Origin of the sequence: Ruminiclostridium papyrosolvens C7, from assembly GCF_000421965.1 — a bacterium.
GTDB classification, from domain to species: domain Bacteria; phylum Bacillota; class Clostridia; order Acetivibrionales; family DSM-1351; genus Ruminiclostridium; species Ruminiclostridium papyrosolvens_A.
The window spans coordinates 99,855-111,981 of sequence record NZ_ATAY01000030.1; the positions used below are offsets into that span (position 1 = coordinate 99,855).

Sequence of the window (12,127 nt, forward strand, 5' to 3'; positions counted from 1 at the left end):
GCCTTTTGTATATAGGTTACTTAAATACTCAAAGTTAGTCAAGCAAACTTTGACACCGGGTAATAACATTTAATTTTACGATTTTAGAGACGCCATTGTCTGAAATGTACCCGTTTCAAGAGAATTGGATAGGAAATAACAAAATTTAGCTTATTTATGGCATAATGGGTATAAATTATTATGGACAGGGGTGTGTGTGGACTGTAAAATATTTTTGTATATTTATTTTATTAAACGGGAGTGTATACTGTGAGGCTTAGAAGAAAACCATGGGCAAGACCTGAACTGGCGGCATGTGATTTTTATGTGGGTGATCCGCCCGGATATAAGGGCAGATGGCGGGAGTTTTTTGGCAACAGCAATCCCATACATGTGGAACTGGGGTGCGGCAAGGGAGGCTTTATATCGAGGCTTGCTGCTGATAATCAAAACATCAACTATATAGCTATAGATTTAAAAAGTGAAGTTCTTGGACTTGCAAAACGTAAGATTGAGAAAGAATATAATGAAAAAGGTATTAAAGAAATAAAGAATATCAGGCTTATGTCCCAGAATATTGAATTAATTGACAATATGCTGGACACTGCAGACTCAATTGACAAGATTTATATTAACTTCTGCAATCCGTGGCCTAAGACTCCGTATAAGAAAAAAAGACTGACACATGGTAAACAGCTTGTAAAGTATAAACAATTTATGACGTCAGGTGCGGAAATTTGGTTTAAGACCGATGATGACGGTCTTTTTGAAGATTCAGTAAAATATTTTGAAGAAAATGGGTTTATAATAAAATATAAAACCTGGAATTTACATGAAAGCGGCTTTGAGGAGAATGTTCCAACAGAACATGAGATAATGTTCTCTGAAGATGGAATTCCAATAAAGTTCCTGATTGCAGAATATAAAATGGAAATACTTGAAGTTGCTTGCATTGGTATAAATACAAAAGAGGAAAATTAACTATGTCATTTTATCAAAAGATATCTAAATATTATGATTACATTTTTCCTACGGGAAAAGAGCAGATTGATTTCCTTAGGGAGATTGCGGGAGAACCGCCAAAATCCGTACTGGATATAGCCTGTGGAACAGGGGGGTATTCTCTTGAACTGAACAGACAGGGCTACAATGTAACGGCTGTGGATTTAGACAAAGAAATGATACACAGACTTGAAATTAAAGCAAAAGAAAATAATCAATCTGTAAGGTTTATGCAGGGAAATATGCTTGAGTTGCAGAATAAGATTTCTGATAGCTTTGATTTGGTTTTTTGCATTGGGAATTCCATAGTGCATCTTGAAAATCTGGAACAGATAAGAGAATTTGTAAAGACTGCAAAACAGCTGACGGGTAAAGAAGGCAATCTTGTTCTTCAGATAATAAACTTTGACAGAATAATACTTAGAGATATTAAAAGCCTGCCGACTATTGAGAACAAAGATGTAGGACTTACTTTTGAGAGAAACTACAGGTACGACAGGGGCTGCAACAGGATATATTTTAATACTTGTCTTAGTGTTGACGGAGAAGTATACAAAAATGAAATACCTCTTTATCCCCTTAGAGAGGATGATCTGGTAGAAGCGGTTTCAGAGGCAGGGTTCAAAAGAGTAAAGCTTTTTGCAGATTTTAACGGGAATGAGTTTGACAAGTACAACTCATATATGCTGGTACTTTGGGCAAGATAGCATGTCTTTAGTATACGGTGATGATGTAATTTAACGGGGAAGGGATTGTTATTTATGAGCAGAATAGGCCAAGAAATAAATAAGGTGAGGCTGAAAAAAGGAAAGACTCCAAAGCAGCTTGCAAAGGCATTGGGAGTTTCAGAAAGTTTTGTACTGGATATAGAATCAGGTAAAAAAATAGTTAGTGACGACATGATTGGCAGAATTTCTAAAGCACTTGACTTTGAACTTGGGCCTATCGGACTTTTTGCTTCAGATGATAAGTTTGCACCGGGTATTGGAAATAATGATAGTGTCCGTCCCGTTAAAAAAGTGGCACCTGTTGTTTCTAATGAGCCTGTACAGCAGGTGTGGGATGATGCATTCGGTAATATTTTGAAAACTGTACCGGTTTATGGCTACAAAATGGACAGGATTATTGACAAAAAACTGCTTCCAATCGAAAAAAACAAGGTTGAGGGTTATGCAAAAGAAAAGGTATTCTATCTGAATATTGAAGACACTGACATGGCCGGTTTCAGAATATTTAAAGGGGACAGAGCCTTAGGCATTCTTGAAAATCAGATAGACAAGGACGGTATTTTTCTTATTGAATATAACGAAGAGAGAGCTGTAAGACAGGTTAAGAAACTTCAGGGGGACAAGCTACTTCTGGTATACAACCGGGGGACCCTTATAACGGAAACGGTGGGTACTAAGGAAGTTAAGGTAATTGCCAGACTGGTAAAGCTGGAAGTGATTCTTTAAGCAAAGCAGAGGGTTTAATGATATGCAAAAAATTGTAAAATCCCGTTTAAAAACACTAGGACTTCCTCCGGGAAGTCTTGTTCATATTGGTGAGAAAAAAAGGGATACCACGGTTATAACTCAGATTGAGTATGGAGAAGATACCTTCAGGCAAAGTAATATTTCTTCCAAAAACTTGTCTGAAATAAAACAATCTGAAGGAAAAGCACTTTGGTTGAATATTGAAGGCCTGCATGAGACGGAGGTTCTGGCTGAAATAGGCGAAAAATTCGGTCTGCATCCACTGGTTATGGAGGACATCCTCAATACTGACCAACGTCCCAAAATCGAGTTTAGTCAGGACTATATGTATATTTGTGCAAAGATGATTTCCTATGACAGAAGGCTCGGAGAGTTCGATATAGAGCAAATCAGCCTTGTTCTCGGTAAGAATTTTGTTATATCCTTTTGTGAAAAGGATACGGACATTTTTGCACCGGTAATTAAGAGATTAAGTCTTAGTGCAGGCAGAATAAGAAAGCTTGGCACAGATTACCTTATGTATTGTCTGCTGGACATAATTGTGGACAACTATTTTACCGTACTGGAGGACTTCAGTGAAGAGATTGAGATTGCAGAGGATGAGCTGATAGTACGGACTACTTCAAAGACCCTTAAAACCATACATAAGCTAAAAAGGCAGGTTTTGTTTCTTCACAAGGCAGTCTGGCCTTTAAGGGATGTTCTGTCTTCCCTTGAACGAGGTGAAATCGAGCTGATAAATGAGTCTACTAACATTTTTATAAGAGATTTATATGATCACGTTGTTCAGGCTATGGATACAACCGAAACCATCAGAGATATACTCTCAAGTATGCTGGATATATATCTTTCAAGTACCAGTAACCGTATGAACGAAATTATGAAGGTACTCACGATTATATCCACTGTCTTTATGCCCTTATCCTTTATTGTAGGAATATACGGCATGAATATCAGAAATATGCCTGAATTGGGCTGGCCTTACATGTATCCTGTTTTATGGGTGATAATGATTGCAATTGCCGCCTCTATGCTCTATTATTTCAAAAAGAAAAAGTGGTGGTAGTAAAAGCTAATATTCATTGAAGAATGCAAAATTTTATTATAAAATGAGAAAAAACAGGAGGTTACATAATGACAAACGGAGCATACTATACACAACTATATCCTGATTTGTTTTCTGAAATAGGTATTTCCGATGAATTAATCAATAAAAAGATAGATGAAACTTTTAATACCATGTTTTTTGACCCCAAGGAGAGAATTTATTTTGAAATGGGTAATGACATGGGATATATATTGGATACGGGTAATAATGATGCACGGACTGAGGGAATGAGTTACGGCATGATGATGGCTGTTCAGATGGACCGAAAGGACATATTTGACAGACTATGGCTCTTTTCAAAAACATATATGCAACATACTAAGGGGAAGTATCAGGGATATTTTGCATGGTCTGTGGCAACCGACGGTACTAAAAATTATGACGGCCCTGCACCGGACGGTGAAGAGTATTTTGCAATGGCTCTTTTCTTTGCCGGCAGCAGGTGGGGTGACGGGATTCCGCCTTTTGACTACAGTGTTCAGGCAAGAGAAATTTTAAGACACTGTCTGCATCAACCGGAAATTGTTAAAGGCGGAAAAGCTATGTGGGACAATTCAAACCACTATATCAAATTTGTCCCGGAAGCAGCTTATTCAGACCCATCATACCATTTGCCCCATTTTTATGAGCTTTTTGCACTAAAGGCAGATGAACAGGACAGGCCCTTTTGGGAAAAAGCAGCAGAGGAAAGCAGAAGGTATCTGCATCTGTCATGTAACAAGGATACCGGGATGGCGCCTGAGTACGCAAATTTTGACGGTACTCCCAAGTTGCTGTTTCGGGATTATGAATTTTATTCAGATGCATACCGGGTAGCGATGAATATAGGTTTGGATGCATCATGGTTCAACAAGGACGAGTCTCTGGGAGAGCTAGTAGATAAATTGCAGGCATTTTTCAGCGAAAATACCGAACTGGGCGAATACAAGGCCTATACTATTAAAGGAGAACCCTTTGATGAGCCTGCAATGCACCCGGTTGCAATAATTGCAACCAATGCTGCCGGTTCCTTGGCAGCAAAAGGGAAATACAGACAGCAGTGGGTTAAGGACTTTTGGGAACTCCCCTTAAGAAAAGGAGAACGCAGGTATTACGATAACTGTCTTTACTTTTTCAGCTTGTTAATGTTGGCAGGTAAATTCAATATATACATTTAGTTTTTTGATACAGACAAATGTGCAGATGATTATTTTAAAAATAGTCTCTGTACTTTTTTATTTTAACCTTACAGATTTGTAATTTTAAAATTTATGCAATTGTAATTTTAGCTCCGTATAATCTTGTATATGAAGGATAAGCATCGCCGCGGATTGCTTTTAAAATAATTTACTATTAGTTTAAATGAACTAAAGGATATATGGAGGTAATAAAAATGAAAGAAGTTTTAAGAATTGAAAATTTGACAAAGAAATATGGAAAAGGACAAAATGAGGTAACCGCAGTTGACAATATAAGTTTTTCAGTTGAAAAAGGCGAGTTCGTCGCAATTATAGGGCCAAGCGGCTCCGGCAAAAGCACACTGCTGCATTTAATCGGGGGAGTTGATAAACCTACATCGGGTAAAGTATATATTGACGACAAGGATATTTACGGACTCAGGGAAAAGGACTTATCCATACTAAGAAGAAGAAAAGTGGGTTTTGTATTTCAGGCATATAACCTTATCCCCGTATTAACAGCAGAAGAGAATATTCTAATGCCCCTGCTTCTGGACAACAGGAAGGAAGATAAGCAATACATTGACGAACTGCTTAAAATACTTGATTTAAAAGACAGAAGAAAACACCTGCCATCAGAACTTTCGGGAGGGCAGCAACAGCGTGTTTCAATAGGTAGGGCACTTGCAAACAAACCATCAATAATTCTCGCTGATGAGCCCACAGGAAACCTTGATACAAAAAACTCCAGAGAGGTTCTGGAATTGTTAAAATACTCGGCAAAAAAATATAACCAGACACTTATACTCATTTCACATGACATGAATATAGCAAGCATGGCAGACAGGGTCATAAGTATAGTGGACGGTAAAATCTCTTCCGATGAGGTGGTGAGACAATGAAAAACTATTCAGCACTTACCTCGAGGTATTTAAAAAAGCATAAAGGAAGAACCATACTTACTCTTATCGGAATTATTATAGCCATAGCAATGTTTACGGCTATAGGAAGTATTTACTACAGTGCAATAGATGGTGAAATTCAAAATGCAAAGGCAAACGGTGATTATGAAGTTTATTTCTACGATTTAGGAAAAGAAAATGTTAATACTTTATATTCCAATGCTGAGTTAAAAAATGGCGGAGCAATAAGACTGGAAGGCACATATAAGTTTGAAACAGATAAATTGACAGAATCCTTGAGAACCCTTGACATAAAAAGCTATGATGCTGCGGCTTTTAAAGATATATTCAATGTCAAGCTGATAGAAGGGCGGCTCCCTAAGAACAGCTCCGAAATATTGATAGACAAAAAAATAAGTGCTGTTTTAAAAAACAAAAAAATAAGTAACGTACTAAAGGGTGCTTTGACAGGAAAGGACAACTCGTCAAGTGAGAAAGAGTATACGATTGTAGGGGTATACGATAGCAACTATATCACTAACACCGCATTAACCTATCTGGATATCAAGACTTCTTCCGATTCAAAGGATTATATCTTTTATGCAAATATGAAAAGCGGAAAAAACATAGTTGATAACGCACAAAAAATAGCAAAAGCAAATAATGTAAAACTGGAAATAAACACACGCCTTTTATACCTTATGGGTGAAGGGCCAGACAAAACCAGAAACGATGGTATGGATGAGATATTTGCCATAATTGCAGGATTTGTTGTTATATGTACGGTGGTGGTTATCTATAATGCATTTAATATATCAGTAATGGAAAGAATCAAGCATTTCGGCATACTCCGAAGCATCGGAGCAACCAAAGCCCAGATAAGAAGGCTGGTTTTCAGAGAAGCTGCAATAATGAGTGCAATATCTATACCAATTGGTATTATTTCAGGCTTTGCAGGAATATTTATTACATTTAGACTCTTTATAAATGGCTTCCTTGGAGCATTCCAAATCGGCTTCTATCCGCAGGTAATTATTGTTGCTGCTATTTTAGGAATTTTCACAGTGTTTATTTCTGCATTTTTCCCGGCAAGAACAGCATCAAAGGTATCACCTATAGATGCAATAAGGGGTACTGTAGTTGTAAAGGGAGACAAGGTTAAAAGAAGAGGAGGATTCTGGGCCAGACTGCTTTTCAGCTTTGAGGGCCAGGTTGCATACAAGAACATTAAAAGAAACAGAAAGAGATTTTATATTACTTGTATATCACTTATGATATCCATTGTTATGTTCGTATTTTTCTCCAATTTTATTGATATATTTCTCCAGAGCAACAAGATTGCAACCCAAGCTGTAAAGGTTGAGGGTACTTTTGTTAATACCAGCGATGTCAATCTGGGCAATCTTCCGAAACAGGTTAAGGAACTGGATGGAATAAAAGAAACATACGAAATGACTAACAAGTATATTACGTATGCCCTCGATAAGAAAATGCTTTCAGAGAAATTTACGGATGCATTAAACAACAACGAAAAGCCTGAACAATATGGACAGAACTATTTTATCAACAGTGTTAATCTGATAGGCTATGATGAGAATTGCCTTAAGCTTTTCAACAAAGAAAACAAAACAAATATTGATTATGACAGCTTTAAAAATAAAAATGAAGTAATCATTGTAAATAAGGCAAGAGGCCGTATGGATAAAACCACAATCTTTGACAGCTTTACAAGATACAAGGTAGGGGACGAAATAAAGATGCCTGTTTTAAACAGCAGTTATTTAAAAAATCCTGATACCGAACAGCTGAAGCGACTTATTGATAATGGCAAAACCATTACCTTTAAGGTAGCAGGTGTGGTTGAGTATGAGACAGTATTACAAAATATCCCATACAACAGCTTTGGTATAATAATGTCACATGACAGTTTTAAGAGGCTGACAGGAACAAATGAACTATCAATACTGGCATTAAATTTCGATTCACCGGAACATGCTGAACAAAATTATGAGAAGCTCAACATGCTTGCTGACGAAAACAAGGCTCAGTACATTGATGTATATAAGCAGAAAAAACAGTTTGACGACCAGATGAATCAGATGATGATTTTAGTTTACGGATTTATCAGCCTTATAATACTTATATCAACTGTAAATATAATTAATACGGTAACAATCAATCTTCTTGTGAAAAAGAGAGAGTACGCTACTTTTAAGGCTATCGGTATGACTAAGGGACAATTTCAGAAGCTGGTTCTGCTGGAAGGAGCCTTATTCGGAATAATTGCTTGTATAATAGGATTGCCTATCGCCTTCCTGCTTACCTATTTTGGTATTATCAACAATAATCCAGTTGGCGATATTGGATACCAAGCAGCTTGGTGGCCATACGTATACGGAGGTCTGGGAATGATTGCAATAACACTGTTAGCCGCACTGTTCCCATTGAGAAAATTGAACGATATGAACATTGTGGAATCACTTCGTGTTGAAGAGTAAGTTTAAGTCGGTTATTTAGGTTTGATATAGCCTGCCGGATTCCCGGCAGGCTATATATATTTTATTTATAGTGTATAATTATACTAATATCCTAATGTATAAAGGAGGCAACAATCCATGAATATATTACTTGTGGAAGACGATGCACCACTTGCTATGGGGATTGAATATGCATTGAAAAAGCAGGATTTTGCGGTATCAATCGCAAAGAATATTAAAGACGCGCACCGGATGTTTAATGAAGATATACAATTAATTCTGCTGGATGTTACTCTTCCTGACGGAAATGGATATGATTTTTGCAAGCAGATACGGCAGACCAGCAATGTACCTATTATTTTTATGACAGCTCTTGATGATGAGCCTAATGTAGTATTCGGACTTGATATAGGCGGTGATGACTATATTTCAAAGCCTGTAAGAACCAGCGAGTTGATATCAAGGATAAATGCCATTATGAGAAGGCAGAAGCAGGTTGAGGGTGTGGATACGGGGAAAATCACCAGTGGAAATGTAGTGGTTGAACCCTTGAAATGCAAAGTTTATGTAAATTCGGAGGAGGTTTTTCTCACAGCTGTTGAATATAAGCTATTGCTTGTGCTGCTTGAAAATAAAGGGAATGTAATAAGCAGAAACACGATTATTGAAAAGCTATGGGATATTGACAGTAATTTTGTTGATTATAATACTCTCAATGTTTATATGAAAAGACTCCGTGAAAAGATTGAAGCCGGAGATGAAAAGCACATAGAGACAGTGAGAGGATTTGGGTATATGTGGAAAGAATGATAGCGTACACATGGAGGTTATATATTGAAGCTTCTGAAAAATAAAGAAATCCAGCTTATCATAGGGATAATTACAGTTTTACTTATAGCTTGCGGTGCTGTTTCTTATTACACAGTGAAAAACTTTGCAAATTCTGTTAATAAAATACAAATCCAGCAAAATACTGCGGTGATAGGTGCTATTGTAAAGCAATATCCGCAGTTGGAAAGTGATATTGTTAAGAACTACACAAAGGGCTTCCAGGAAGACTATGAGTATGGAAAATCAATTTTAAAGAAATATTCCTATGACGAAAGCCTTGGGGTAGAAAAAAATTATATGGTTGAAAATAGCTTTAGAAAGGCAAATACCAGAATAGGAATAACACTTATATTGTTTTGGGCGGTTCTGATTTTATTTTGTGTCCTTTGTTTTAACAGAGTTTTCTCTAAAATAAGAAAAATCAGTATTAGTGCGGAAGCCATTGTTGAAGGAAATTACGATTCAATAAAAGGGGATACCCAAGAAGGCGATATCGGATATCTGATATATCAGATAAATTGCATGAGTGAACGTTTAAGTGAAAATGTTCAAGCGCTGGAGAATGAAAAGATTTTTTTGAAAAGAATTATGGCAGACATTTCCCATCAGCTTAAAACACCCCTTGCTTCTCTTATAATGTTTAACGACATAATGAAAAATGACAGTACTCTTTCCGAGGAGGAAAGGGATGGTTTTGTTTTGGAGAGTAAGAATCAGCTGGATAGGATGGAATGGCTCATAAAAAATATACTCAAAATGGCAAAACTAGAGGCAGGAGTAGTTGAGTTTACAATGGAGGAAGCAGATATTTCTGAAACGGTTCAAAGAAGTCTTTCCCCACTTAAAGCAATTGCTTCTGAAAAAAATGTGGATATAAGGCTCCACGGTTCTTCAAACATTATAGTAAAGCATGATATAAACTGGACTACAGAAGCATTTTCAAACATTATTAAAAATTGTATAGAACATAGCAATACAGGAGGAGATATTAAGATATCCTGGGATGAAAATAATGTTTTTGTTCAGATAATCATTGAGGACGAGGGGCAGGGGATTCCTAAGGATGAGCTTCCAAGAATCTTTGACAGATTCTATAAAGGGTCTTACAGCTGCAATCCAACAAATATCGGAATAGGACTATACATTACAAAGACTATTGTGGAAGGTCAGAACGGGTCAATATATGTAAGCAGTACCACGGGAAAAGGTACCAGATTTACGGTGAGACTCATGAAGAAACCCCTTTAAAAATAATAAATATTCAGGAGGGTTATGTAATGGAAAAATACGATATTTACCTTTACGGCATGACTTTGGTTACAACAATGAATTTGTTAGCAGGAGAGTACCCGGAAGCTGATACATATTCCGAAATAAAGGAAAGCTATGTACTGCCGGGAGGAGAAACCGGAAGCTGTGCAGTGGTACTGTCTGCACTTGGCTGTACCGTAAAGCTTGATGGAAACTTCCAGGGACTAAGAACCAAGGAAGTTCTGGAAAAATATCTTGTGGAGAAATTCGGAATTGATATGTCAGGGGTTTACTTCGATGAGACTTTTGACGGGGTGCAGGACATGGTGTTAATAGGGACAAATACCAGAACATGCTTCGGAAGATTTGGCGCATATTTCAGTAATGAAAGAAAAAGATGGAGCAAGCCTGACAGTAAGGATATTGAAAACTGCGAGGTTGTGGGACTAGACCCCTTCTTTATGGAACAGTCCGAAGTAGTTGCATACTGCTGCCACGAATTAGGGAAGAAGTATGTTACTATTGACTGCAAGTATGATACTGTAATTCATAAATATTCGGAAGTTAATATTGTATCCAATGAGTTTATCAGGAGCAATTATCATGAGAGGGATGTAGAAGAACTATTCAGAGAGTATACGGAAAATACCGAAGGTCTGGTAATATTTACTTTTGGCTCCCGTGACATCATGTTCGGACGAAAAAATCAACCCATAAAAAGAATGAAACCCTACAAGGTAAATGTGCAGAGTACTCTGGGTGCCGGAGACTCTTTCAAGGCCGGGGCAATATATGGAGTACTAAAAAAAATGAGTGACGAAAAAATAGTACAATTTGCCGCAGCAACGGCAGCAACTGTGTGCAGCAGATTTCCCCTTGCATTGTATCCTCCGGATTTGAGAACAATAAATAAGTTAATTAATAAATAATAGTTTTATATATCATAACAATGGTATATAATATAAATGCGAATAATTCCCATTTAACATTTGGCGGAGGTAATTTTATTGAAACAAGGTAAACTCTTAAGGACGTTGTTAATAACGTTAGCGTTCTCCTTTATATTAGCCGGCTGTTCCACCGGGACGGCGAATACTACAAAAAAAGCAGAAACTACAATAGTTACTTCCTTTTATCCCATGTATATTTTTACTCAGAACATTGTTAAGGATATACCCGGTATAAAAGTTGAAAACATGACAGAACCACAGCAAGGCTGTCTTCATGACTACCAGATGGTTCCTGCGGATTTAAAAACCCTTGAAAAAGCAGACATATTTGTAATTAACGGAGCAGGGATGGAGTCTTTTATGGACAAGGTAATCAAGCAGAGGCCATCCCTTAAAATAGTAGAAGCCTCAAAAGACATGGAGCTCCTAAAAGATGCCAACGGAGAAGATAATGCACATGTCTGGGTAGGTATTTCGGGTGCGATACAAGAAGTCAAAAATATTTCTGAAGGACTTGCAAAGGCAGATTCAAAAAATTCAGAAGCCTACAGGAAAAATGCTTCTGAATATGTAAAGCAGCTTGAGGCTCAGAGAGAAAAAATGCACAAGGAACTGGATGGTTTCAAAAGTAAGAATGTTATCACCTTTCATGAGGCTTTTCCGTATTTTGCAAAGGAATTCGGTTTGAATATAGTATCTGTGGTGGAACGTGAACCCGGAACGGAACCCAGTGCCGGAGAGCTTGCAGGATTAATAGACAAGATAAAAAGTTCAAACGTAAAAGTACTCTTTGCAGAACCTCAGTATTCTGCAAAAGCGGCAGAATCAATTGCAAAACAAACCGGTGCAAAGGTTTATCTCCTTGATCCTGTTGTAACAGGTGAGAAAAATGCACCCGCAGACAGCTATATAAAGACAATGGATGAGAATCTGAAAGTTTTGGTTAAGGCTTTTAAGGAGAATCAGTAGAAATCTTTCATAAAAAAACCAGTCCA

Annotated in this window: 11 protein-coding genes; all 11 read left to right on the forward strand. The window is 37.3% G+C overall.

The features are described 5' to 3' along the window. Nucleotides 1-249: 249 nt before the first annotated feature. Nucleotides 250-960, forward strand: a complete 711-nt coding sequence (trmB, locus tag L323_RS30200; RefSeq protein ID WP_020815398.1) for a tRNA (guanosine(46)-N7)-methyltransferase TrmB — start codon at nucleotides 250-252, stop codon at nucleotides 958-960. Nucleotides 961-962: 2 nt separating this feature from the next. Next, nucleotides 963-1,688, forward strand: a complete 726-nt coding sequence (locus L323_RS30205) for a class I SAM-dependent methyltransferase (RefSeq protein WP_020815399.1) — start codon at nucleotides 963-965, stop codon at nucleotides 1,686-1,688. 54 nt (nucleotides 1,689-1,742) lie between these two features. Beyond that, nucleotides 1,743-2,435, forward strand: coding sequence for a helix-turn-helix domain-containing protein (locus L323_RS30210; protein ID WP_020815400.1), 693 nt, complete (start codon nucleotides 1,743-1,745; stop codon nucleotides 2,433-2,435). Between the two features lie 22 nt (nucleotides 2,436-2,457). Further along, on the forward strand, nucleotides 2,458-3,522 hold the full coding sequence (gene corA / locus L323_RS30215) for a magnesium/cobalt transporter CorA (RefSeq protein ID WP_020815401.1): 1,065 nt from the start codon (nucleotides 2,458-2,460) through the stop codon (nucleotides 3,520-3,522). Nucleotides 3,523-3,590: 68 nt separating this feature from the next. Then, complete coding sequence (locus tag L323_RS30220; protein WP_020815402.1) at nucleotides 3,591-4,721, forward strand: glycosyl hydrolase family 8; 1,131 nt, start codon at nucleotides 3,591-3,593, stop codon at nucleotides 4,719-4,721. A 215-nt stretch (nucleotides 4,722-4,936) separates the two neighbouring features. Further along, a complete protein-coding gene (locus tag L323_RS30225; protein WP_020815403.1) occupies nucleotides 4,937-5,623 on the forward strand; it encodes an ABC transporter ATP-binding protein in 687 nt (228 codons plus the stop codon). Further along, nucleotides 5,620-8,121, forward strand: a complete 2,502-nt coding sequence (locus L323_RS30230) for an ABC transporter permease (RefSeq protein ID WP_020815404.1) — start codon at nucleotides 5,620-5,622, stop codon at nucleotides 8,119-8,121. Before L323_RS30225 ends, L323_RS30230 begins: the two co-directional genes overlap by 4 nt. A gap of 117 nt (nucleotides 8,122-8,238) precedes the next feature. After that, nucleotides 8,239-8,910 (forward strand): response regulator transcription factor, encoded by a 672-nt coding sequence (locus tag L323_RS30235; protein WP_020815405.1) that lies wholly within the window; start codon nucleotides 8,239-8,241, stop codon nucleotides 8,908-8,910. 24 nt (nucleotides 8,911-8,934) lie between these two features. Then, nucleotides 8,935-10,179 carry a sensor histidine kinase gene (locus L323_RS30240; protein WP_020815406.1) on the forward strand — a complete coding sequence of 415 codons (1,245 nt, stop codon included), beginning with the start codon at nucleotides 8,935-8,937 and terminating at the stop codon, nucleotides 10,177-10,179. Between the two features lie 29 nt (nucleotides 10,180-10,208). After that, nucleotides 10,209-11,111 carry a carbohydrate kinase family protein gene (locus L323_RS30245; RefSeq protein ID WP_020815407.1) on the forward strand — a complete coding sequence of 301 codons (903 nt, stop codon included), beginning with the start codon at nucleotides 10,209-10,211 and terminating at the stop codon, nucleotides 11,109-11,111. A gap of 78 nt (nucleotides 11,112-11,189) precedes the next feature. After that, nucleotides 11,190-12,101, forward strand: coding sequence for a metal ABC transporter substrate-binding protein (locus tag L323_RS30250; RefSeq protein WP_020815408.1), 912 nt, complete (start codon nucleotides 11,190-11,192; stop codon nucleotides 12,099-12,101). Nucleotides 12,102-12,127 lie beyond the last annotated feature (26 nt).

Bases quoted from the DNA above. Each gene is read 5' to 3' on its own strand.
- L323_RS30205 (WP_020815399.1), top strand. From the start codon at position 963: ATGTCATTTTATCAAAAGATATCTAAATATTATGATTACATTTTTCCT.
- L323_RS30225 (WP_020815403.1), top strand. From the start codon at position 4,937: ATGAAAGAAGTTTTAAGAATTGAAAATTTGACAAAGAAATATGGAAAA.
- L323_RS30245 (WP_020815407.1), top strand. From the start codon at position 10,209: ATGGAAAAATACGATATTTACCTTTACGGCATGACTTTGGTTACAACA.
- L323_RS30235 (WP_020815405.1), top strand. From the start codon at position 8,239: ATGAATATATTACTTGTGGAAGACGATGCACCACTTGCTATGGGGATT.
- L323_RS30230 (WP_020815404.1), top strand. From the start codon at position 5,620: ATGAAAAACTATTCAGCACTTACCTCGAGGTATTTAAAAAAGCATAAA.
- corA (WP_020815401.1), top strand. From the start codon at position 2,458: ATGCAAAAAATTGTAAAATCCCGTTTAAAAACACTAGGACTTCCTCCG.
- L323_RS30210 (WP_020815400.1), top strand. From the start codon at position 1,743: ATGAGCAGAATAGGCCAAGAAATAAATAAGGTGAGGCTGAAAAAAGGA.
- L323_RS30220 (WP_020815402.1), top strand. From the start codon at position 3,591: ATGACAAACGGAGCATACTATACACAACTATATCCTGATTTGTTTTCT.